The sequence below is a fragment of the Acidocella aminolytica 101 = DSM 11237 genome, assembly GCF_900129125.1.
In the GTDB taxonomy this organism is placed as follows: domain Bacteria; phylum Pseudomonadota; class Alphaproteobacteria; order Acetobacterales; family Acetobacteraceae; genus Acidocella; species Acidocella aminolytica.
In genome coordinates this window covers 24,277-47,285 of sequence record NZ_FQVJ01000029.1, presented here as the reverse complement: position 1 = coordinate 47,285, position 23,009 = coordinate 24,277, and the positions used below count along the sequence as shown (strand labels likewise).

Here is a 23,009-nt window from a genome sequence, read left to right as displayed (position 1 = left end):
CTGCGGCGGTCTTACGTGCGGTTGCCGGTTTCTTGGCAACTGCGGCGGTCTTACGCGCGGTTGCCGGTTTCTTGGCAGTTGCGGCGGTCTTGCGTGAGGTTACCGGTTTCTTGGCAGCTGCGGCGGTCTTGCGTGCGGTTGCCGGTTTCTTGGCAGCTGTGGCGGTCTTGCGTGAGGTTACCGGTTTCTTGGCAGCTGTGGCGGCCTTACGCGCGGTTGCCGGCTTTTTGGCAGCTGCGGTGGTTTTACGCGCGGTTGCCGGCTTTTTGGCAGTTGCGGTGGTCTTACGCGCGGTTGCCGGCTTTTTGGCAGCTGCGGCGGTCTTACGCGCGGTTGCCGGCTTCTTGGTGGCGCGTTTCTTCACGGCTGCTTTCTTGGTGGCCGGTTTTTTTGCCGCGGTTTTTGTTGCGGTGGCCCGCACGGCCAACGGCTGCGCCCGCTCGCTGTTGTTCTTGTCTTCAATAGTCACGAAACATGCTCCTTAGCGTTCATAGAGTTATCGTTGAATTCCCGTTGGCACGGACCTGGCACAGAAATCTCTTCCTTACGGCGGCAAGCCGTCCTTCTCAATTTCGCGTGCTGGCATTTTAACCAACAGAACTTCAAGCTTGGCCGCGATGCGAATCGCATACTGCACGCTAGACTCGCTATTCAGCTTCTCACACCGCGCTGTCAATAAAAAGCGTAAGCAAACAGCCGGATTTGCATCATTTTTTTCATAATATTGACGAATGGCCATGCGTAATGAAGACCGCCGCTGTCAAAGCGCCACCTGGAGGACACTTTTTTGCCTCTTTCAAACCATTTCGAGAAAGGATGAAAACAGCGTTGTGCCTTGCTCGTTAAACAGCTTTTTGCGGGTTGTAGTTTGGCACACATGCTGGCGTGAACGCTGTTCCGGCTGCGGAAACCAAAGCTGAAAATGGCCATTTGTCGGCGCTTTCCATAAAGGTTATGGTTACCATGAATGATTGGCGTGGCATTGGGCAGACGCGAAGAAGGCTAGTTTGCACGGCTGATAAGATGATCAGGATTTAAAAAGAGATGGCTGGTACTCTGAATGGCGCGGGAGGCTAACATGGCGGATGCAAAAGGCAGGCTGACGCAGGTGTTTTTGGAGGGAGAAGCGCTGCACCGCATCTCCGCCCTGCAACAGGCCGACCGTGAACAGGCTGTCCTTGATCTAGCGCAGGAAAACGAATTTTATTTGCCGGGCTATTCTGATCTGCAAAGCATCCTGCATCTTTCCATTCAGGAAGGACGGCTAGTGTTCGATGTCCGTGACGCTGAAGACAAGCCCGTGCAGGCCGTGCTGCTGGCGTTGGGGCCGTTTAAAACACTCATCCGTGATTACCGGATGCTGCTAGATTCTTATGCCAGCGCGGTTGCTGAAGGGCGGGAAGCACGGATCCAGGCTATCGATATGGGTCGGCGCGGCCTGCATAATGAAGGCGCTGAACTTATGCTCGAAAGGCTGGCGGGCAAGGTGGTAATTGATTTTCCCACCGCGCGGCGTTTATTCACCCTCGTCTGCGCCTTGCATCAAACACTTTAGGAAACCTTAACATCATGAAAATTGACGGCACCCCATACCGCTCGATCTGGGTGGACGAGACAGATGGCTGGTCTGTCCGCATTATCGACCAGACCAAGCTGCCTTGGAGTGTGGATCTTGTCCGCCTCACCACGCTTGAGGAAATGGCACACGCCATCAAGGCAATGCTAGTGCGCGGCGCACCGTTGATTGGCGCGTCCGCGGCCTATGGTGTGGCCCTGGCAATGCGTACCGATGCGTCAGACGCCGCTTTGGCGCAAGCGCTGGATGTTTTGGGTACCACCCGTCCCACCGCTATCAATCTGCGTTGGGCCTTACAGCGAATGGGTGAGCTGCTGCAGAAGCTCGAACCCTCCGCCCGCATTGGCGCCGCCTATGCCGAAGCCGCGAAAATCTGCGATGAAGATGTCGCGGTGAACGAGGCGATCGGCCGTAACGGTCTGGCGTTGATTCAAGAAAAAGCCAAGACCGGAAAACGGGTTAATGTACTGACCCATTGCAATGCGGGCTGGATTGCAACGGTTGATTGGGGCACCGCCTTGGCGCCGATTTATATGGCTCATGATTCCGGCGTCAATGTACATGTATGGGTGGAAGAAACCCGCCCGCGCAACCAGGGCGCTTCGCTTACTGCGTGGGAGTTGAGCAAGCATGGCGTGCCGCACACCGTCATCGCAGACAATGCAGGTGGTCATTACATGCAACATGGTGAAGTGGATCTGGTGATTGTCGGCACCGACCGCGTGACCCGTCAGGGCGATGTTTGCAATAAAATTGGCACATACTTAAAGGCGTTGGCGGCACGGGATAACGGTGTGCCATTCTGGGTGGCGCTCCCCTCCTCGACAGTCGACTGGACCATCCGCGACGGCGTTTCCGAAATCCCCATTGAGGAACGAGCGGCTTCGGAAGTCACCACCATGACCGGCCGAGCGATGGATGGGTCCATCGCCACCGTGCGCATTGTGCCGACCTCCAGCCCCGCCGCCAATCCGGCGTTCGATGTGACGCCCGCGCGTCTTGTCACTGGGCTGATCACTGAGCGCGGGCTGTGCGACGCAACAGAAGCTGCCCTGACAGAGATGTTTAGCGACCTAGCGTGAAACGTTTCGTTCCGCATAACAAAAAGCTTCCTGCGCCGCTTTTTTCCAAAAAAGCGGCCTTTCTTTTTGGGGGCTTTTTATCCGGCTGTGTGGCGCAAAATCATGCTCCGCCATTCGCCAATGGTCCTTACGAGCCGTTCTCCCGCAGCGCCGCCGTTGCGGTGGCTTTGCGGGAATGGCGGCTCTGGGGAGCTGAAACTTACACATATGGCCAGTCTTACACACAGCATGCAGCCACAATGGCGGAGCGTCAGCAAGGCTTGTGGCAGCGCGTTGGCGAATATTGGTGGGAGGGTATGAACACCAGTCAGCCGGATTCACGTTGGACCGGCAAACATAATGCGCGCGGTCAGATTTTCCCTGTCTCTCGCAACGGCCATTATGCCTGGTCCGCCGCTTTCATCTCTTATGTCATGCGGATCGCCGGTGCCGGGCCAAACTTCCCCTATGCACCCGATCACGCTTTTTATATCGATTATGCCGCGCGCCCTTATCGTCCAGGCAAATTGCTGATCGCTGAGAACCCAAAAGACTACGCCCCCCGCCAGGGCGATCTGGTCTGTTTCGCACGTGGCCGCGCGCGGAACATGGCCTTTAAAGACCTGCCCACAACCGGCTTCTTTCCATCTCACTGCGGTATCGTAACCGGTGGTGGGCCGGGGCGTGTTGATGTTGTCGGCGGGAATGTGGATGATTCGGTGATGATGCAGCCCCTGCACGCCACCGCGCAGGGGCTGCTGTCGGATAATCCTGAAAATTGGTTCGTGGTCGTTAAAGTTCTCTACGCGCGGAACTAAGTGCCTATTTCTGCTTATCCTTGTGGTTGGGTTCAATTTCAACTGTCGCGGTCATGCCTGCCACCAGATGCGTGCCCGTCGGCACATGGTCTATGGCAATCCGCACGGGAATCCGCGCGGCCAGCCGCACCCAGGTAAAGGTCGGATTAACGTCCGCCAGCAGGGTCGGTGCGGCGATGCGCTCATGGTCCGCAATGCCAGCCGCAAAGCCCTGCACATGTCCCAAAATCGGTTTGCCGCCCTGTAGCAGCTGTACCTTCGCCTTGTCTCCAACCTGTATGTGGCGCAGCTTGGTTTCCTCGAAATACCCATCCACATAAAGCGAGTCCGTATCGACAATCGCCATCACCGGCGTTCCCCGGCTCACATAATCACCCGGCTTCATGGAGAAGTTCGTCACCACCCCGTTCACCGTTGAGCGCACGGTGCTGCGTGTCAGGTTTAATTCCGCGACACCAAGATCCGCCTGCGCGGCTGCGGTCGCGGCCTGTGAGGCTTCATAAGCTGCCTTCGCTTCCAGCGATTGGGTCGAAGCATCATCGCGCGAGATCGCGGAGGTCGCACTGTTGGACAGCGCCGCATAGCGCGCTGCGTTCTGCTCGGCGTTCAGCATGGTGGCGTGCGCCTTACTCTCCGCCGCTTTGGCCTGTGCCAGCGCGGCTTTGGCCTGGGCCAGTGCCAAATTGAAGCGCGACGGATCAACTTGGAACAGTGGCTCACCCTCCTGCACGGACTGGTTATCCTGCACGAACACTTTGACCACCGGCCCGGTCACATCTGGTGCCAGAGACACCACATCCGCCCGCACGCGCCCGTCCCGCGTCCAGGGGCTGTCCATATAATAGACCCAGAGTTGCCAGCCGATGAAGCAAGCAATGGCCACGGCCACCAGCGTGACTAGAAAGCGGGGAATGAAGGAGACGGGCTTCATGGAACTCCAGGCTCAAAAAAAACGGTTGGCGGTGAGGCTGATGAGGCCTGTCAGCATAACGAGCAGGCATAGATCAAATAACGGCCGGTGCCAGATAAAACGGTACAGCCCCGCGGCTGCCACCCCACGCCGAATGAGCGTGGAGAGCAGCAGCGCAAGGCCCACCCAGATAAGTAAGGGCGGAAACAGCACGCCATAGATGTTGATTTCACCGATCATGAGGCAACCAGGGCAGGGGTGGGAGAGGCGAATACCGGCGGCGGTGCATCCGGGAACAGCACTGAGCGCAGGCCGGAAATAATCATGAGTGCCGAGCGGTATGCCAACGCATCCTGCATCAGCGGCTGCATGGCCTCATCCAGAGACTGCAACAGCTTGTTGGGCGGCGGCTTGCGCGGGTTGGCGCGGTAATAAGCGGCGATGCACCGGAAGATCGACTGGCTTGCTGTGCACGCTTCAGGCGGCAGGCGCCATTGTTCACGGTGCAGCCCGATGATGTTGAGGCCCACCCGCAAATCCAGAAGCGTCCCGGCCGCCGCGCTATCCGCGCCGGAGGCCACCGCGGCCAGACGTGGCATCATCAGCCCCAGCCGATCCATCATAATGCCGATTAGTGCGGCCCGGTCAGGAGCTGCTCCGGCTTCGGCGGCTGCGGCTACATCCTGCCAGTTAGCGCGCATCAAACGGCCAGCACTCCACGCCGCGCCAACAGATCGGATAAGTTGCGTGATAATCAACGCACTGCCCAACCCGATCAACAGGCTGAAAGACGTGCCGGCGAATTTGAGAAAGTTGATCTGATACCCGTTGCTCATGGCAAGCTGCGTGGCGCCCACCGCGCCTAGCACCATGCCCGTGCCAAATGTCGCGGGACGGGAGACCAACACGCCAATAATCAGCCCGACGGGCAGCAGCACCAGATATAATTCTTCAAACCCAACCACTTTCGGCAGAATGGCGAAGTCATAAACAAAGATGCCAATAATCACGATCGCCGAATTGCGCAGCATCTGCGCGATAGCCGGGGCCGGATCATCCTGCGCAGCAAAAAACGACGTCGCCACCGCCACCATAATCGCCGCCCCCGCACCATAAGCCCAGGCGGTTTCAATCCAGATCGCGCATACCAGCAAAATCGAGAGCGCAGCTGAAAAAGCCGAGAGAAACGCCAGCTTATGGTCACGGTTCTGGCGTATGATGGCGATATATTCCGCTTCCAGCGCCGGGCTGTCCGGGGCGGGCGTGCCGTCCATCACATGGCGGCGCAGCTGGCGGGAGTGCAGTACAATCCGCACCAACTCCTCCAACCGCAAGGCCAGGCTGGTGCGCAGCAGCCCGTTCCAGTTGAGTGGTTCATGCTCCAGCGTCTTAATTTCACGCAGAAGCTCATTCGCGCCTTCGGTCTTTCCGGCCTTCACCCATTCATCGGTATGGGTCAGCACGGTTTGCAAGCCAGGTGTCAGGCCATCAAGCCGCCGCAACTCCGCTACACGCTGGCCGATGGAGCTTAAAATCGGCATCAGGCTGATCACATACATGCGCAGCCTAGTAACTTGCCGCACAGCGGCCTGCATGTAGGAAATGTCATAGCCCAGCTGTGAGACCATCATCGCCGCATCCGTGGCCTCAAACGCCAGCCTCCGTCTTGCTTCCCGCGCGGGCTGGGACTCACCCTCCCCGGCCAGGGCAGCACTTGTCCAATCAACCCCCGGCTTCACCCAGGATGTAATACGCCGCGCTAGCACCGGTCCCATGGCGCGCGGTAAGATCAGTGTTCCAACCAACGTGGTGCAGACAATGCCGAGCGTGATCTCCTCGCACCGCGTTAGCGCGGTTTCAAACACAAAGCTTGGGTTGGTGACGGAGGGAAACCCAATAATCCCCGCTGTATAGCCTGAGAGCATAAAGGTATAGGCCCGCGCTGAACGGTCCATCAATGCGATATAAAGGCAAAGCCCCACCCAAAGCGCCATGCCAATGCACAGCAAGACCGGCGCGTTGACCAGTGTTGTCACCAAAACCACCGCCGCTGTGCCGCCAATCAGCGTACCGAAGAAACGGTAAACAGCCTTTGAGCGCATGGCGCCCGCATAAGGGTGTGAGACAATGAAGGCCGTTGCCATGGACCAATAAGGGTTATCCAGCCCCAGCCAGCAAGAGATATAGAAGGCCAGCATGGCGCCGGTGAAAGTCTTCAGGGCAAAGATGAGTTCTTCCGGCTTCGGCATTGTTCCCTGGAAACATGAAAACGTAGCAGCAAGGTAGACTTAGTTTGCAAGGCCGCCCTGCGAGTCCACGGCCTGGAATTTTATTTGTTTCTCCCATGCCTTCTTAACTTCCCTCTCCATCTCAGGGAAGCGGTTTCAATTCTGACCATGGCTTGTTAGCCTGCCAACTGCTGAAACCAGGAGGGTATAGCTTGAATATCGTGGTGCTGACCGGGGCGGGAATTTCCGCGGAATCCGGTATTTCTACCTTCCGCGCTGCGGACGGGCTGTGGGAAAAGCACCGGATCGAGGATGTCGCCTCGCCAGAGGGGTTTCTCCGCGATCCCTCCTTGGTGCATGACTTTTACAACCGCCGTCGCGCCCAACTGCACCTAGTTGCCCCAAACCCTGCGCATCTGGCCTTGGCGGCGCTGGAACGTGCCTGGCAGGGGCGCGGCAATTTTTTGCTGTTGACGCAGAACGTGGACGACCTGCACGAGCGCGCGGGCAGCCGCGTCCTGCTGCATATGCATGGCGAGCTGCGAAAGCTCGTCTGCGCCTCCTGCGGTGAAACCTGCCACTGGCTGGACGATGCCGGGGTTGAAACGCTTTGCCCGGCTTGCGGCGCCGCCGCTATGCGGCCGGATATCGTCTGGTTCGGCGAAATTCCTTATTATATGGACGAAATCGTAGCTGCTTTGGATGAGGCGGATGTATTCTGCGCCATTGGCACGTCTGGCGTGGTATATCCGGCGGCGGGGTTCGCGGCGGAGGCACGGCGGAACGGGCGCAACTGCTTGCTGTATGAAATCAATCCCACCCCCACCGGCGGGCACGTGTTCGACCATGTGATCGCAGCCCCGGCCAGCCAGGGTGTGCCCGAATTTCTGCGCCGCCTGGGAGTGGAGGAAGCAGCTTAACCCGCTCCATCCCCCAACGCGGCGCGGACCTCCTTGCGGATAACCGCGAAATCAACCGGCGTTGGCCCATCTCCCAGCGCCTCCTTTGCCGGGCGGAAGCGCTTCGGGTTTGGCTGCATGGCGGCAAACCCCCGGCTGGTTTGACGGCGGAAAGTGAATAATTCCGCGTTCCTGAGTTTGTCATCCAGCTTTGCCGCGTCCTGTTCTGCGTCTGGCATCGGCGGCGCGGCGCGCAGAAAATGCCGCAAAGCATCATCAGCGAGGGCTGGCTGGCTTTTACCGCGCAGCACGCTGGCCAGCAAATCCATCCCAATCCCAAGAATACCCAGGCATAGCACTCCCAGCACCACCGCAAGAACAAGACTATCGCGATCCACCTTATCTAGCCTTTCAACGCAGACTGGACGAAGTTTAACTGTATAGAAATTATTTAGAAAGTGTTTTGATTTCACCCCGGCCGGGCGTGAAAATCCGCCAGCTTATAGCGGCTGCCCAGACTATACCGGCTGCCGGGGTGGGTCAGTAAAGATCGCGTGGCGGTTCCTGTCTCGGTCCAGGTACGCCGCAACAAGCACAAACAGGCCTCATGCGGCCCCATCCGCAGCAGGCCCCGCAACCGTTCATCCGCGGTCGTGGCGTGAAGAATATGTTCCACCTCATGCGGTGGCGCGATGGATTGCAGATAGCGGTTGGGCGTGATGGAGCGAAAATCCTGCGCCAGATAGTCCGGCGCAAAAGCGGGCGAAACATAACGCTCTTCCAGCTGTACCGGAATGTCATTCTCAAAATGCAAAATCTCAGAATAAAACAGCCGCGCGCGGGGCCGCAACCCAAACTCCGCCGCGATATCAACTTTGGCGTCCCGTGCCTCGAGCACCAGCACCTCGGCCCGGTGAGTATGGCCGCGCCGGGCAATATCCTCAGCGATGTCATGAATTTCCAGCAACGGAGAGCGCGGGGGAGGGGACTGCACAAAACTTCCCGCCCCTTGCACGCGCATCAGCACCCCCTCGGTGGAAAGCTCTCGCAACGCGCGGTGCACAGTCATGCGCGAGGCCCCCAGCATGTCCATCAGTTCAAACTCTGATGGAATTTTCTCCCCCGCCTTCCAGATTCCCGCCGCAATCCCGTCGCGCAGATAGGTTTTTATCTGCTCATAAAGCCTTTGGGGGCGCATCTCGCTCATGGTCACAGCCGTTTGCGCAGCACGGCATCAAAACCCGCGCAGGCGGCGGTGGCATTTTCATGCCGCCCATTCCACACTCTTTGCCTACCGCGCACCCATACATCGTGTATCCTGGTTTGGCGTGAGGTAAACACGGCCTCTGCCAAGGCTTGCTCCGGGTTGTCGCCCGCAATGGTCACAAAACTGGCGGGGGCACCCACGCTTAGGCCCTGGCGCATCCTCAAAGCCCGCGCGCCCCCATCAAGGGTGCGTTGATAAAGCGCTGTCGCGGTCGGGCGGATCGCCTCAGTGGCCATGACATTACGCTGACGCTGGCCAAGACGCTGCGAATATTCAAGCATCTGTAATTCCCGCCCCACATCGATCAGCACATTCGAATCTGAACCAATGCCATAAGCGCCGCTATAATGCTGTGCAGGAAAAATCCCATCCCCCAGATTTGCCTCTGTGATCGGGCAAAGCCCGGCTACTACCTGGGCTTTTTCCATGCCCAGCGCCTCGGCCCGGGTAATATGGGTGGCATGAACCAAGCACCAGCCCGGCGAAACCGGCGCATTCGCCAGCAAATATTCTACCGGTCGCGCTCCGGAATACGCAATGCACGCCTCCACTTCGGCGGCTTGTTCAGCGATATGAATATGAAACGGCGCGTCGCCATTCAACGCCGCCAAGGCGTCAATTTCCTCCAGCGTGGCTGCACGCAATGAGTGCGGGGCACAACCGGTGGTCGTTAAAGCCCGGCATCGCGCATGAAGTTTCGCGTAGCTGTCGAGTGAATTGATAAACCGCCGCTGCCCTTCGGCGGGCTTTTGCTCACCAAAGCCTGAATGTGCGTAAAATGCAGGCAAAAGCACCAGCTCAATCCCAACCTCATTCGCCGCCTCGGTCAGGCGTGAAGCCATTTCACCAATATCCGCATAAGGCGATCCATCCGGCGCATGATGGAGGTAATGAAACTCTGCTACGGCGGTAAATCCACCCTCCAGCATTTCGGTAAATGCCAATCTGGCTATGGCCTGCACATCATCCGGATCCAGAGACAAGGCCAGCCGATACATCAGTTCCCGCCATGTCCAGAAACTATCCGCAGTCGGCCCACGCAATTCCGCCCGCCCGGCCATGGCGCGTTGAAAGCTATGACTGTGCAGGTTCGGCATGCCGGGTAGGGCAATCGCCGTGCCGCCCGCGACACCGGTCTCAATCTTACTGATCACGCCATTACTCATCGTAAGGGCGACATTCTCTTCCCAGCCACCGGGCAGAAGGGCGTGGCGAAAAATGATGCGTTCGGACACTGGACAGGCCTCCTGAGGATGGATATGTATATACAACTTATCCCACTCAACGCCAAGGTACAGAACATGCGGGCAGAGCGGATTTTTTCCAATGCGAGGCTGGCAACCATGGACCCGGCGCTGCCAGGACTGGGCGTGGTTGAAAATGGAATGGTGGCTGAAGCAGGCGGGCATATCCTCTACGCCGGACCGTCACGAACCATGGACACGGTCGAAATGATAGATTGTGAAGGCCGTTGGATCACCCCCGGCCTCATCGATTGCCACACTCATCTTATCTATGCCGGGGACCGGGCGGCGGAGTTTGAATCACGGCTGAACGGCGCCAGCTATGAGGAAATCGCCCGTGCGGGCGGCGGCATTCTCGGCACCATGAAGGCCACGCGCGAAGCCAGCGCGGCCACGCTGCGTACAGAAGCGCAAAAGCGCATGGCGGCCCTGATTGCCGAAGGTGTTACTACCATCGAAGTCAAATCAGGCTACGGCCTCTCGCCTGAATCGGAGTATAAATGCCTTGAAGTCGCCAAATCATTAAGTGGCGTCGCCGATATTTCCCCTACCTTCCTTGGCGCACACGGTTTCCCGCCAGAGCTTTCCCGTGCCGATTATCTGCGCCTACTCTGCACGGAGATGATCCCCCACGTCGCGGCACACAATCTGGCCGACGCCGTTGACGGGTTTTGCGAAGGCATCTCCTTCTCGCCTGAGGAAATGTCACAGGTTTTCGCCGCCGCCACGCGGCACGGGCTTAAAGTCAAGCTCCACGCAGACCAGCTTTCGAACCTGCACGGTGCAGAACTCGCCGCGCGCTTCGACGCGCTCTCGGCGGATCATCTTGAATATACCAGCGAAGATGCCGCTGCTGCAATGGCCAAATCCGGCACCGTCGCTGTGCTTCTGCCCGGCGCCTTCTTCACCCTGCGCGAAACCAAGCTGCCGCCAGTCGCGGCGTTCCGGAAATATAACGTGCCCATGGCGGTCTCCACGGATCTCAACCCCGGCACCTCGCCGCTTTTCTCCTTGCTGCTGGCAATGAACATGGCGGCCACGCAATTCCGCCTGACGGTCGAGGAATGTCTGCTCGGCGTCACCCGGCACGCCGCCGTCGCGCTGGGCCGCGAGAGGGTAGGCGTATTGAAGGCCGGTGCCAAATGCCATCTTGCCATCTGGAACATCGAACGCCCGGCGGAACTTGTCTATCGCATCGGGTTCAACCCGTTACATCAACGCATCTGGAGTGCCGTATGAAACTCACCCCTGGGGCCATGAGCCTCACCCAATGGCGCGCGATCTATCAAGGCGAATCCATTGAACTTGATGAGCAGGCCCTTCCTTCCATCCAGGACGGGGCCAACGCCGTGGCCGAAATTCTCAGTCGTGGCGAACCGATTTACGGAATCAACACCGGCTTCGGCAAGCTGGCCTCCGTCCGCATTGCGGATGATGATCTTGCCACCTTGCAACGCAATCTCGTCCTCTCCCACGCCGCCGGTGTTGGCGAGCCTATGCCCATCCCTGTCGCGCGGCTGATGCTGGCGCTGAAAATGGGATCGCTCGGCCAGGGCGCATCAGGGGTGCGTGTGGAAACGGTTCGCATGCTGGAAGCCATGCTGGCGAAAAACCTCATTCCCGTGGTGCCCGCGCAAGGTTCTGTTGGCGCCTCAGGTGATCTCGCACCTCTCGCGCACATGACCGCCGCGATGATGGGCGTTGGTGAAATCTACATCAACGGCACTCGCAAAGAGGCTGCCCAAGCCTTGCAAGAGGCCAGTCTCACCGCCCTCGCGCTGGGCCCGAAGGAGGGTTTGGCGCTGCTCAACGGCACTCAATTTTCCACCGCCAACGCCCTCGCGGGGTTGTTCGAGGCCGAGCGTAATTTCCGCGCCGCCCTCGTCACTGGCGCACTCTCCACGGATGCAGCCAAGGGTTCCGACGCACCGTTCGATCCGCGGATCCACGCCGTGCGCAAACATAAAGGCCAGAAGCAGGTTGCGGATGCGCTGCGCAACCTCATGGCCGGGTCTGCTATCCGCGCCTCGCATTTAAAGGGCGATGAACGCGTGCAAGACCCTTATTGCCTGCGTTGTCAGCCGCAGGTCATGGGCGCGGTTTTGGATGTACTGCGCCAAGCCGCCGCCACGCTGGAAACCGAGGCCAACGGCGTAACGGACAATCCCCTGATCTTCACCAACCCCACCGAGGCTCTGTCCGGCGGCAATTTCCATGCCGAGCCCGTGGCCTTCGCGGCGGATATGATCGCCATGGCCATTTGTGAGATCGGCTCATTGACTGAACGTCGCATCTCACTTCTGGTTGATCCTGTTCTTTCCGGCCTTCCCGCGTTCCTGACCCCCAAACCCGGCCTGAATTCCGGCTTCATGATCCCGCAAGTTACGGCCGCTGCCTTGGTTTCCGAGAATAAAGGGCGCGCTTTTCCCGCTTCGGTTGATTCCATCCCCACCTCAGCCAATCAGGAGGATCATGTCTCCATGGCTGCCCATGGCGCGCGCCGTCTGCTGGTCATGAATGAAAATCTCCGTGCCATCATCGCCATTGAATGGCTGGCAGCCTCTCAAGGTTGTGACTTCCACACGCTGAACTCCTCAGCCGTCCTGGAAGATGCCCGCGCCACCCTGCGCCGGGCCGTGCCAAAGCTGGAGGAAGACCGGCATTTCGCGCCTGATATGCAAAAAGCCATCATCCTGCTGCAAGCGGGCGCCCTGGCCTTTGAAACCTTGCCGGGGGTGGCATGAGCTTTTTCACACTGCGCCGGGGCAACGCCCCTGTAATTCTGTCCATCCCTCATGCGGGAACGGAAATCCCAGATGAATTTTCAGGGCTGTTCGTCTCAGACTGGCTCGCTCGCAAGGATGCGGATTGGCATCTGCCCGCCCTCTACAGCTTTGCCGCAACAATGGACGCCACCATTATCGCCGCGCATATCTCCCGTTCGGTGATCGACCTTAACCGCGACCCGTCCGGCGTCTCGCTCTATCCGGGCCAAGCGACCACGGGGCTTTGCCCCACGGAAACCTTTGACGGCGAGCCGCTTTATAAAAGCACTCCACCGGATGAAGCTGAAATCGCCCGCCGTCGCGAAACTTATTTCGTCCCCTACCACGCCGCCTTGCGCGCTGAAATTGAGCGTATCCATGTTTTGCATGGCCGCGCGGTGCTATATGACTGCCACTCCATCCGCAGCCGCATTCGGCGCCTGTTTGATGGCGAGCTGCCGCAGTTCAATATCGGCACCAATAGCGGCCAAAGCTGCGCGCCTACCTTGCAGGCGCAAGTTGAACGCGCCTGCGCCGCCAGCGGTTTTTCCTATACTGTCAATGGCCGTTTCAAAGGCGGCTGGATCACCCGCCATTACGGCGATCCCGCGCGCAACATCCATGCCATCCAAATGGAGCTGGGCTGCCGTGGCTATATGCAGGAGCCGGATCCCGTCACGCCCGAAACGTGGCCAGCCCCTTTGCAAACCCCCGCACCCATCCTCTCCACTCTCGAAACCATCCTGAAAGGCCTCTGCGCATGACCCGTCTCGACAATGCGCGCGTGATCCGCGCGGACCATGGTTCGAAACTTTCCGCGAAAAGCTGGCTCACCGAAGCGCCCTTGCGGATGTTGATGAATAATCTTGACCCGATGGTGGCCGAGCGTCCGGAGGAACTGGTGGTCTATGGCGGCATCGGCCGCGCCGCGCGGGACTGGAACGCGTTTGACCGCATCGTCTCCGCCCTCAAGCGCCTTGAAGACGATCAAAGCCTGCTCATCCAATCTGGCAAACCCGTCGGCATTTTCCGCACCCACCCGGATGCCCCTCGCGTCCTTATTGCCAATTCTAATCTGGTGCCCAACTGGGCTAATTGGTCTCATTTCAACGAGCTCGACCGCAAGGGGCTGATGATGTATGGCCAGATGACGGCCGGCTCCTGGATTTATATTGGCAGCCAGGGAATTGTTCAGGGTACTTACGAAACCTTCGTTGAAGCTGGCCGGCGTCATTATAATGGAGACCTTGCTGGTCGCTGGGTGCTCACCGCCGGTCTGGGCGGCATGGGCGGCGCCCAGCCGCTCGCCGCTACCATGGCAGGAGCCTCCTGCCTTGCCATTGAATGCCAGCAGAGCCGCATCGAAATGCGCCTGAAAACCCGCTATGTTGATGTGCAGGCCAAAGACCTCGACGAAGCGCTGGAAATCATCGACCGTGCCCGTACTGAGAAAAAAGCCGTCTCCGTGGCGCTGCTCGGTAATGCCGCGGAAATTCTGCCGGATCTTCTCAAGCGTGGCGTGAAACCGGACATGGTGACAGACCAAACCTCCGCCCACGACCCGGTCAATGGTTATCTCCCCATCGGATGGAGCGTTGCGGAATGGGAAGCCAAACGCGAAACCGATCCAAAAGCGGTAGAAGATGCCGCTCGCGCCTCCATGGCCCAGCATGTCTGCGCCATGCTTGAGTTTGTGAAGATGGGCGTGCCCACGTTCGATTACGGCAACAACATCCGCCAGCGCGCGAAAGAGCAGGGCGTTTCTCACGCTTTTGAATTCCCTGGCTTTGTGCCCGCTTATATCCGCCCGCTATTCTGCCGTGGCATCGGTCCGTTCCGCTGGGCCGCTCTCTCTGGCGACCCGGAGGATATTTACAAGACCGATCAAAAGGTGAAAGAGCTTCTGCCGCACGACAAACACCTCCATAACTGGCTGGACATGGCGCGGGAGCGTATCTCCTTTCAGGGCCTGCCCGCGCGCATCTGCTGGGTAGGGTTGGGAGACAGGCACCGTCTCGGCCTTGCGTTTAACGAGATGGTCGCGCGCGGCGAGCTTTCCGCCCCGGTTGTAATCGGCCGAGACCATCTTGATTCCGGCTCCGTCGCGTCCCCCAACCGTGAGACGGAATCCATGCTGGACGGCTCGGACGCTGTTTCAGACTGGCCTTTGCTCAACGCTTTGCTCAATTGCGCGTCGGGCGCCACCTGGGTCTCGCTGCATCATGGCGGCGGTGTGGGAATGGGCTTCTCTCAGCATTCCGGCATGGTCATCTGCGCTGACGGCACGCCCGAAGCCGCGAAGCGTCTTGAACGCGTGCTCTGGAACGACCCCGCCACCGGTGTGATGCGTCATGCCGATGCCGGTTATGAAATCGCCCAGGACTGCGCACGGGAATTCAAGCTCGACCTGCCGTCCCTCTGAACGTTTCCGCGGCCGTTGCGCGGTTTTAGCCGTGAAACCGTGCAACTGCTTCGGGCGATCTTATCCAGAAGCTCCGCACTATCGACTTTAAAAAACCAACACCCCTGGCTTAAGGTTACTCTGGCCGTTCCGGCCTGCAGCGGAGCAAGGTATGATTCACAAACGTATTCGCCCCTTCAACACCAAAGACACTTATCCTGAGCAGAATCTCGATAACGATCTCTGCCAGGCAGTTGTCACCGGTAAGACGATCTATCTGCGCGGCCAAGTCCCGCAGGATCTCGACACACGCGAAAACGTCGCGGTAGGGGACCCCGCCGGCCAAGCCGAGAAGGTGATGCAGAATATCGACATGCTGCTGCGTGAATGCGGCGCCACGCTCGAACATATTTGCAAAGTCACTGTCTATCTTACGGACATCCGCCACCGTGAGGCTGTGTACCGCAGCGCCGGGCGCTGGCTGAAAGGCGTTTATCCGGTCTTTACCGGCCTTGTCGTGGTCGCACTCGCCCGCCCGGAATGGCTGGTTGAGATCGACGTCATCGCGGAGCTTCCATGAGCGAGGCACGGCTACGCGGGGAGCTCGCTGCTCTCTGCCGTCTCGCCGCCCGGTTCGACTGGCAGGAAGCCACCGCAAACCACATCTCCCTGGCGGCGTCCGATGACGGCGCGCAATTCCTCATCAATCGCCGCTGGAGGGACTTCGCCACGCTGAAAGCATCCGAGTTGGCACTTCTGGACAGCACGTCCCAGGACTTGCCGGACGATATAGACAGCACCGCCTGGGCTATTCACGGCGCCATTCACCGTCTGCTGCCCCAGGCGCGCTGCGTGGTGCATTTGCACCCTATATACGCCACCGCGCTGTCCTGCCTGAAAGACCCCACCCTCTACCCGGTGGACCAGACCAGCGCACGCTTCTTCAACCGCGTAGCCATCGACGACGCCTATGCTGGCGTCGCCGACCATGTTGCCGAGGGTGAAAGGCTAGCCAAAATTCTGGGTGAAAAGAAAATCCTGATGATGGGCAATCACGGTCTGCTCACAATCGGCGCAAACGCGGCCGACGCTTTCGATGCCTTTTACCATTTCGAGCGCGCGGCCCGCACCTTGCTGCTGGCCTACGGTTCAGGCCAGCCCTTGAACATTCTCAACGACGAGGTCGCGGAAAAAACCGCCCGCGCCTGGGAGAATGAGCCCGAATTCGGCGACGCGCATTTCGCGCATATGCGTAGGCATCTTCCCCCGGACTATCTTTCATAAGCAGAGAGCCGGGGGATTACTCATCCCCCGGTACACCGTAAGAAGGCGCGGCCGTTGGGTTCAGCGCGCGCGTCACATAATCATACATTTGCGGCTGCCAAATTTTCCAAAGCCGGGCAAGTTCATCCAGCGGCGTGTCATGCCAGTCTACCCGCAAATCCGCGACTGGCCAAGCCTCCTTATCCACCACCAAAATCCCGGCGGACTGCAGCGGCCCAGCCTCGCCTCCGGCCGCCAGCCCGGCCCGCATCGCCGCCATCACCCGCGTGCCTAATTCCAAGGCGGGGTCAGAAGCCGCAAACGTCCCCACCACCGCCTGCGGCACATTCTGGTTCGCCAGTAAATTACCAGCGGAAACCGCGTCATGCCCCTGCGCGGCGCCATACACGCCCAGCGTCTTGGCGCCGGAATAAAATGCCGTGCCCCCTTGTGCATCAATCACCGTAAGCTGCCGGTATTCAGAAAAATGCGCCCCGCTAACCGCCTCCTGCAGGGCGGTCTCAGCATTTCGCCCCGTCGTCAGCGCTGCCAGCATCTTCGGCCCCAACCGTGGGTCAGTCACATTCTGCGTGGTCACAGCGCCAATCCCCGCTCGCGCAAAGGCACAGCGCGCCGCCACGGCGGGGGAGGATGACGTGACCGCCACGGCAAATTGCCCTGTGCGCGAGCACCGAGCCACGAGTGAAAAAGTCATGCACTAGCTCCTATCCGGTCATGTCCGGTTTCATGGTTGGTTTTGCTTTTGTAAAATAAAATCTTCTGATAGCCTGATTCAAATTTTTTGAGTTCCTCGACCATGATGCGCTTTACCCTCAAACAAATCACTTATTTCGTCGCCACGGCGGAAACCGGCAGTATCACCTTGGCATCTGAGCGCGTGAATATTTCCCAGCCCTCAATCTCCTCCGCCATCACCGCGTTGGAGGAGGAATTCGGCATCCAGCTTTTCATCCGCCACCACGCCCAGGGCCTTTCCCTCACCGCGGAGGGCCAACGTTTTCTGCGGGAAGCTCGGGCGCTGCTAATGCAAGCCGAGGAAGTGCAGAACGCAGCCTCTCTGATCTCTGCCAAAGTCGCCGGTCCTATTGAAATCGGCTGTCTCTCCACCTTGTTCCCGCTGGCGGTACCTGAGCTGCTCTCGGAGTTCCGCAAGCTTTACCCGGAGGCCCGCGCCAACGCCGTGGCGGGCAATCAGTCGGAGTTGTTTGAAGCTTTGCGTAACGGCCGCATCGCACTGCTGCTGACCTACGACATGAACATCCCGCCGGACTTTGAATTCACGCCGATGGCCCCCCTGCCGCCTTACGCCTTTGTCGGCGCCTCGCACCGTTTCGCACGGCGGCGCTTCATCAGCCTTAAGGAACTGCACGACGAGGATTTTCTGCTGCTCGACCTGCCGATGAGCCGTGACTATTTCCTGTCTCTGTTCCGCGAGGCCGGACTCTCCCCCAACATTGTCGGACGCTACGCTTATATCGATATCATCCGCAGCTTAGTCGCCCGTGGCGAGGGGTACGGCTTGGCCAATGCTCAACCCAAAAACGTCATTACGCTGGACGGCCATAAGCTGTCCTATCTGGCGCTGGAGGACAAGCTCCGCCCCCTCATTTACGGCATCGCCACTTTGAAAGGCCTGCGCCGCACTCCCACGGCGGAAGCCTTCATGGAGCTATGCCGCGATTTGCTGCTGGACAAACCCTTGCCGGGAACCGGCTAACAGTACAGTCCGGCAATCACCCGGTCCAAAAAAGCATCGCAGGCATCAAGTTCGTCCTGCATCACATATTCATCCGGCTTGTGCGCCCGATCTATGCTGCCGGGGCCGCACACCACCACCGGCATTTGCAGCCGCTCCTTAAACAGCCCGCCTTCTGTGCCAAAACTGATCTTGCAGGCGTCGGTTCCCGCTGCCGTTAATATCTTTTGCGCGAAAGCATCGTCACGCGGCGTATCCAACCCCGGATATTCATTGTCCGTTTCGATTTCGATTTTTCCCTTGCTGTGGCGAGCTACAATTTTTTCCGCTCGCTTCCGTAATTTCTCAACCAGTGCGTGCAGATCGTCGCCCGCGACATTGCGGATCTCAAAGCGCATCTCGCAATGGTCGGGCACGATATTCAGCGCGGTGCCACCTTCAATGGTGCCAATATGAACACTCGTGATAGGGAAGGGATAGGCCTCATCATGCGTGCCGCTGGCCTGCAATTCCGTCTGCAACTCTTCGGCCTCGCAAATCATCTCTGCCGCCAATGAAATCGCGTTGCAGCCCAAAGCCGGATTGGCGGAATGCGCGGCCAGCCCCGTGCAGCAGATGCAGCCCGCCAGCTTACCTTTATGTCCCAGCGCCACTTTCAGCTCCGTTGGTTCTCCAATCACGCAGCCTTCGGCCTGAAACCCGTCTTGTACCAGTCGGTCCAGCATATCCCGCACGCCTACGCAGCCAATCTCCTCATCGTAGGAAAAAGCCAGATGCAGCGGGCGGATCAGCCGTTCTTTGTCTGCGCGCGCTGCGGCGGTCAGACAGGCGGCCAAAAAGCCTTTCATGTCGCTGGTGCCGCGGCCATACAGTCTGCCATCCTTGCAGGTCAGCCCAAACGGGTCCGTTGTCCAGGCTTGCCCGGCCACGGGTACCACATCGCTATGGCCGGAAAGCACAATCCCCGTTCCCGTATTGGGCCCAAAACTCGCCAACATATTGAGTTTTCCAGGCTTGGCGCCATCAAGAACTCGAATTCGTCCACCGGCTTCACTAATGCGCGCGGCGCTCCAATGCATCAGCGCCTCATTGCTGTCAGCACTGATGGTGGGAAACGCGATCAACGTGGCGAGGATATCTGCGGTTGTAAGCATGTCACCCTATGTCTAGCGCAGCCTCACCGTTCGGCAACCCCTTTTCCGTCATTGCCTTTGCTGCAGGCGCGAACGCCGGGCATTTGCTTAAATTTTATCCTTATGCACAGAGAAATGGTTATCCGTGCTTCAGTTAATTCGAATTCCGGCCAAGAAAAACTCATGTAAGCTGACAGTAACTTAATAGATGGAGTGTTATCGGTTTGGCGCGAGATCCCCGCTACGATATTTTGTTCGATCAGGTCCGCATAGGGCCAGTGGTGGCGAAAAACCGCTTTTTCCAGGTGCCGCATTGCAACGGCATGGGCTATCGTGACCCTTCGGCGCTGGCCACCATGCGCGCGGTCAAGGCGCAGGGCGGTTGGGGTGTTGTCTGTTCAGAGCAGGCGGAAATCCATCCCAGCGCTGAAATCTGTCCCTTTATAGAGCTGCGCGTCTGGAGTGAACAAGACGTGCCGATGCTCGCCCGCGTCGCGGACTCGATTCATCAATACGACTCTCTCGCGGGCCTGCAGCTTTGTCATAACGGCATGAACGCGCCCAACCTCTATTCGCGAGAAATTCCAATGGGGCCGGCGGATTTGCCGGTTTTCTCGGTTTTTAACGATCCCGTGCAAGCCCGCGCGATGGACAAGCAGGACATCCGTAATCTCCGCAGATGGCACCGCGACGCAGCTTTGCGGGCCAAACGCGCGGGTTATGACATCGTTTATGTCTATGCCGGGAAACTCTTTGGCGGGCCGATGTTCTTTCTCTCTCGCCGCTTTAATCAGCGCACGGATGAATATGGCGGCTGCCTGGAAAACCGCGCCCGCCTGCTGAAAGAGCTGATCGAAGAGGTTAAAGACGCGGTTGGCGATTCCCTAGGCGTAGCTTGCCGGATTTCGGTGGACGAGATGATCGGCGAGGAAGGTTTCCACGCCGCCGAGGCGCGGGATGTCATTTCCCATCTGGCCGAACTGCCAGACCTATGGGATCTCACGCTCTCCTCATGGGATAATGACAGCCAAACCTCCCGCTTCGTCGGGGAGGGGTATCAGGAGCCTTATGTGCGGGGCGTGAAACAACTCACCACCAAGCCGGTTGTTGGCGTCGGCCGTTTCACCTCGCCGGACCTCATGGTGCGCATGGTCAAGCAGGGCGTGCTAGACTGCATCGGCGCCGCACGCCCCTCAATCGCGGACCCGTTCATCCCCGAAAAAATCCGTGAAGGCCGTATCGAGGAGATTCGCGAATGTATCGGCTGCAATATCTGCGTCTCGGGAGATCACACTTCCTCCATCATCCGCTGCACCCAAAACCCGGCCATGGGCGAGGAATGGCGCCGCGGCTGGCACCCTGAATATATCCGCGCCAAAGAGAGCGATGCCCGAGTGCTGGTGGTCGGCGGCGGCCCCGCTGGGCTGGAAGCCGCGATGATGCTGGGCAGGCGCGGCTATGAGGTTGCCTTGGCCGAGCGCGGGCGCGAGCTGGGCGGCCGCCTCATTCACGAACGCCGCCTGCCAGGGCTCTCCGCCTGGGGCCGCGTCGCGGATTACCGCATCGGCCAGATCACGCCGATGACCAATCTCGAGACCTTCTTCGAAAGCGATCTCTCCGCTGAAGACCTGCTGAGTTTCGGCTTCGCGCATATCGTTCTCGCCACCGGCAGTTCCTGGCGGCGCGATACGGTGGCACGGAATATGCTTCATGCCGCTCCATTGGAAGGCGTGGAATGTTTCACGCCGGATGACCTGATGGCCGGTGCAAGGCCAAAGGCAAAGCAGGTGCTGCTTTATGATGACGATCATTACTATATGGGAGGCGTCCTGGCCGAGCTTCTGGCCCAGGAGGGGTACGAGGTTACGCTCGTCACCCCCGCTGCCGGTGCCTCCGCCTGGACCTTCAACACCATGGAACAGCACAAAATCCAGGCTCGTCTGCTGGAGCAAAACATTATCATCCGCGCCAACCGCACCCTGGCGCGGGCGCAAGCCGGGCACGCCACGCTGGCTTGTACCTTCACCGGGCGTGAGGAAACTATTGAGGCCGGTGCCGTGATCCTGGTCACTGCCCGTCTGCCCCTCCTTGGCCTCGCCAAAGCCCTGCGCACCCGAGAGGCCGACTGGGCGGACGCCGGTATTAAAAGCGTCACCGTTATTGGTGATGCGTTGGCCCCCGGCACCATTGCCGCCGCCGTCTGGAGCGGCCGCCGTTATGCCGAGGAATTCGACACCACCCCAGACCCAGACGCCTTGCCCTTCCGCCGGGAAGTAGCGGCGCTTTTGCCTTTTGATTTCAGCGCCGTCATGGCGCACAACCCCCAGCGTTAAGGATACAACCATGGCCACAGAAGCCCCAGCCAAAGTCGAGCAACATACCATATACCAAATACCGCTGGACCAGCGTCACGGCACTTGGCGTGACCTGTTCACCATTTGGTTCGGCTCGAACATCATGATGCTCACCATCATCACCGGCTCACTGGCCACCGCCGTGTTCAAGCTGGACTTCATCAGCGCGGTGCTTTCCATCGCCGTTGGCAATCTCGTCGGCGCCATCTTCATGGCGCTGCACTCCGCGCAGGGCCCGCAGCTAGGCGTGCCGCAAATGGTGCAGACGCGCGGCCAGTTCGGCACGGTAGGGGCGGTGCTAGTGGTGGCCATTGTCATCATCATGTATGTCGGCTTCCTGGCCTCCAATATCGTGCTGGGCGGGCAGTCGCTGCACACCATCGCCTTGGGCATTAACGAGCATGTGCTCATCGTCTTCATCGCCTGTGTCAGCGTCATCGCCACCATTTTCGGGCATGATCTCATTCACGCTTACACGCGTTTCCTCACCTGGGCGTCGGGTCTCGCCTTGCTGCTTACCTTCGCCTGGATTGTCCTGGTGCATGGCTTGCCCAACCAGTTCCTGGCGATGAACAGCTTCAACAGCGCGGGCTTTTTCAGCATGGTCTCGGTCGGCGCGCTCTGGCAGATCGCCTACGCGCCTTACGTCTCTGACTATAGTCGCTACATGCCGCACGACACTGGCGCCAAGCACGCCTTCTGGGCTTCTTACTGGGGCTGCTCGCTGGGCTCCATCCTTCCGATGATCCTGGGCGCCATGCTTGGCCTCGTCGCCGCCAATGGTGATCCGGTCGCCGGCCTCACCGCCTTCACCGGCGTAGCCGCCATCCCCATCGTGATCATTTTCTCCGTGGGCATCGCTGGCACCAACGCAATGAACCTGTATTGCGGCGTGCTCTCCACCATTACACTGATCCATACTTTCATTCCGTCCTGGAAGGCGGGGGCCACGGCGCGCGCAGTCACGGCCATCATTATCACCATTATCGGCCTGTCGATCGCTCTGTTTGCCGCAGGCAATTTCCTGGCTACCTATACCAACTTCATCCTGATGCTGCTCTACGTGCTGGTGCCCTGGACCGCTATCAACCTTGTCGATTTCTACCTCGTTCGCCATGGCGATTACGATGTGAACGCCTTTTTCACCCCTGAAGGCGGCGCCTATGGCCGTTTCAACAAAGCGGCGATCTTCTGCTACATTCTGGGCATCATCATTCAACTCCCCTTCGTCTCCACAGAGCTCTACACCGGCCCAATCGCCAAGGCTTTGGATGGTGTGGATCTGTCCTGGATCGTCGGTCTCTGCGTCATCAGCCCGATCTATTACGTCATCGCGAAGCGCCACTCCGCCAACAAGCTGGCGACGGTCTGAT

23 protein-coding genes are annotated in these 23,009 nt (G+C 59.1%); 13 read left to right on the top strand and 10 right to left on the bottom strand.

Annotation, left to right across the window (positions count from 1 at the left end):
- Both BUB54_RS14360 and BUB54_RS20875 read right to left on the bottom strand, forming a co-directional pair.
- Positions 1-469 (bottom strand): hypothetical protein (locus BUB54_RS14360; RefSeq protein ID WP_175556520.1); only part of this gene is annotated, 469 nt, incomplete at its 3' end.
- 75 nt (positions 470-544) lie between these two features.
- Positions 545-739, bottom strand: a complete 195-nt coding sequence (locus tag BUB54_RS20875; RefSeq protein WP_048879811.1) for a hypothetical protein — start codon at positions 737-739, stop codon at positions 545-547.
- A gap of 339 nt (positions 740-1,078) precedes the next feature.
- Between BUB54_RS20875 and BUB54_RS14350 the strand changes: the two genes are divergently transcribed.
- The 3 genes from BUB54_RS14350 (at position 1,079) to BUB54_RS14340 (ending at position 3,455) form a co-directional block, all read left to right on the top strand.
- Positions 1,079-1,555: a UPF0262 family protein gene (locus BUB54_RS14350; RefSeq protein WP_373318320.1), complete on the top strand. Its 477-nt coding sequence runs from the start codon at positions 1,079-1,081 to the stop codon at positions 1,553-1,555.
- A gap of 14 nt (positions 1,556-1,569) precedes the next feature.
- A complete protein-coding gene (gene mtnA / locus BUB54_RS14345) occupies positions 1,570-2,658 on the top strand; it encodes an S-methyl-5-thioribose-1-phosphate isomerase (RefSeq protein ID WP_048879809.1) in 1,089 nt (362 codons plus the stop codon).
- 89 nt (positions 2,659-2,747) lie between these two features.
- Positions 2,748-3,455 carry a DUF2272 domain-containing protein gene (locus tag BUB54_RS14340; protein WP_241869434.1) on the top strand — a complete coding sequence of 236 codons (708 nt, stop codon included), beginning with the start codon at positions 2,748-2,750 and terminating at the stop codon, positions 3,453-3,455.
- A 4-nt stretch (positions 3,456-3,459) separates the two neighbouring features.
- Here BUB54_RS14340 and BUB54_RS14335 read toward each other — a convergent pair whose 3' ends face one another.
- The 3 genes from BUB54_RS14335 to BUB54_RS14325 are packed head-to-tail and all read right to left on the bottom strand — an operon-like array spanning position 3,460 to position 6,614.
- Positions 3,460-4,386 carry an HlyD family secretion protein gene (locus BUB54_RS14335; RefSeq protein WP_048879808.1) on the bottom strand — a complete coding sequence of 309 codons (927 nt, stop codon included), beginning with the start codon at positions 4,384-4,386 and terminating at the stop codon, positions 3,460-3,462.
- Between the two features lie 12 nt (positions 4,387-4,398).
- Positions 4,399-4,605 carry a DUF1656 domain-containing protein gene (locus BUB54_RS14330; protein WP_048879807.1) on the bottom strand — a complete coding sequence of 69 codons (207 nt, stop codon included), beginning with the start codon at positions 4,603-4,605 and terminating at the stop codon, positions 4,399-4,401.
- A complete protein-coding gene (locus BUB54_RS14325) occupies positions 4,602-6,614 on the bottom strand; it encodes an FUSC family protein (protein WP_048879806.1) in 2,013 nt (670 codons plus the stop codon). Before BUB54_RS14325 ends, BUB54_RS14330 begins: the two co-directional genes overlap by 4 nt.
- 191 nt (positions 6,615-6,805) lie before the next feature.
- Here BUB54_RS14325 and BUB54_RS14320 point away from each other — a divergent pair, with 191 nt between their 5' ends.
- Positions 6,806-7,513 (top strand): NAD-dependent deacylase, encoded by a 708-nt coding sequence (locus BUB54_RS14320; protein ID WP_048879805.1) that lies wholly within the window; start codon positions 6,806-6,808, stop codon positions 7,511-7,513.
- Here the strand turns inward: BUB54_RS14320 and BUB54_RS14315 are convergent.
- From BUB54_RS14315 to BUB54_RS14305, 3 genes are all read right to left on the bottom strand, one after another.
- A complete protein-coding gene (locus BUB54_RS14315; RefSeq protein WP_048879804.1) occupies positions 7,510-7,890 on the bottom strand; it encodes a hypothetical protein in 381 nt (126 codons plus the stop codon). The genes BUB54_RS14320 and BUB54_RS14315 overlap by 4 nt on opposite strands.
- Positions 7,891-7,961: 71 nt before the next feature.
- Positions 7,962-8,699 (bottom strand): histidine utilization repressor, encoded by a 738-nt coding sequence (hutC, locus tag BUB54_RS14310; RefSeq protein WP_048879803.1) that lies wholly within the window; start codon positions 8,697-8,699, stop codon positions 7,962-7,964.
- A gap of 2 nt (positions 8,700-8,701) precedes the next feature.
- Positions 8,702-9,994, bottom strand: coding sequence for a formimidoylglutamate deiminase (locus BUB54_RS14305; protein WP_048879802.1), 1,293 nt, complete (start codon positions 9,992-9,994; stop codon positions 8,702-8,704).
- Positions 9,995-10,018: 24 nt separating this feature from the next.
- Here BUB54_RS14305 and hutI point away from each other — a divergent pair, with 24 nt between their 5' ends.
- The 6 genes from hutI (at position 10,019) to BUB54_RS14275 (ending at position 16,453) form a co-directional block, all read left to right on the top strand.
- On the top strand, positions 10,019-11,242 hold the full coding sequence (hutI, locus tag BUB54_RS14300) for an imidazolonepropionase (RefSeq protein WP_241869433.1): 1,224 nt from the start codon (positions 10,019-10,021) through the stop codon (positions 11,240-11,242).
- Entirely contained in the window at positions 11,239-12,747 is a 1,509-nt protein-coding gene (gene hutH / locus BUB54_RS14295; RefSeq protein ID WP_048879801.1) for a histidine ammonia-lyase, read from the top strand. Before hutI ends, hutH begins: the two co-directional genes overlap by 4 nt.
- Complete coding sequence (hutG, locus tag BUB54_RS14290) at positions 12,744-13,532, top strand: N-formylglutamate deformylase (protein ID WP_048879800.1); 789 nt, start codon at positions 12,744-12,746, stop codon at positions 13,530-13,532. The genes hutH and hutG overlap by 4 nt, the downstream gene beginning before the upstream one ends.
- The gene (hutU, locus tag BUB54_RS14285; protein ID WP_048879799.1) at positions 13,529-15,190 is read left to right on the top strand and encodes a urocanate hydratase; all 1,662 of its coding nucleotides are present in this window, start codon (positions 13,529-13,531) and stop codon (positions 15,188-15,190) included. Before hutG ends, hutU begins: the two co-directional genes overlap by 4 nt.
- Positions 15,191-15,341: 151 nt before the next feature.
- Positions 15,342-15,749, top strand: a complete 408-nt coding sequence (locus BUB54_RS14280) for a RidA family protein (RefSeq protein WP_048879798.1) — start codon at positions 15,342-15,344, stop codon at positions 15,747-15,749.
- A complete protein-coding gene (locus tag BUB54_RS14275) occupies positions 15,746-16,453 on the top strand; it encodes a class II aldolase/adducin family protein (RefSeq protein WP_048879797.1) in 708 nt (235 codons plus the stop codon). Before BUB54_RS14280 ends, BUB54_RS14275 begins: the two co-directional genes overlap by 4 nt.
- A 16-nt stretch (positions 16,454-16,469) precedes the next feature.
- Here BUB54_RS14275 and BUB54_RS14270 read toward each other — a convergent pair whose 3' ends face one another.
- A complete protein-coding gene (locus tag BUB54_RS14270) occupies positions 16,470-17,147 on the bottom strand; it encodes a DUF1028 domain-containing protein (RefSeq protein WP_048879796.1) in 678 nt (225 codons plus the stop codon).
- Between the two features lie 102 nt (positions 17,148-17,249).
- Here BUB54_RS14270 and BUB54_RS14265 point away from each other — a divergent pair, with 102 nt between their 5' ends.
- Positions 17,250-18,170 (top strand): LysR family transcriptional regulator, encoded by a 921-nt coding sequence (locus BUB54_RS14265; protein ID WP_241869432.1) that lies wholly within the window; start codon positions 17,250-17,252, stop codon positions 18,168-18,170.
- Here the strand turns inward: BUB54_RS14265 and argE are convergent.
- A complete protein-coding gene (gene argE, locus BUB54_RS14260; protein WP_048879795.1) occupies positions 18,167-19,303 on the bottom strand; it encodes an acetylornithine deacetylase in 1,137 nt (378 codons plus the stop codon). The genes BUB54_RS14265 and argE overlap by 4 nt on opposite strands.
- Before the next feature lie 203 nt (positions 19,304-19,506).
- Between argE and BUB54_RS14255 the strand changes: the two genes are divergently transcribed.
- Together BUB54_RS14255 and BUB54_RS14250 are read left to right on the top strand one after the other, a co-directional pair.
- Positions 19,507-21,615: an oxidoreductase gene (locus BUB54_RS14255; protein ID WP_048879794.1), complete on the top strand. Its 2,109-nt coding sequence runs from the start codon at positions 19,507-19,509 to the stop codon at positions 21,613-21,615.
- Positions 21,616-21,625: 10 nt separating this feature from the next.
- Positions 21,626-23,008, top strand: coding sequence for a purine-cytosine permease family protein (locus BUB54_RS14250; protein ID WP_048879793.1), 1,383 nt, complete (start codon positions 21,626-21,628; stop codon positions 23,006-23,008).
- Position 23,009 lies beyond the last annotated feature (1 nt).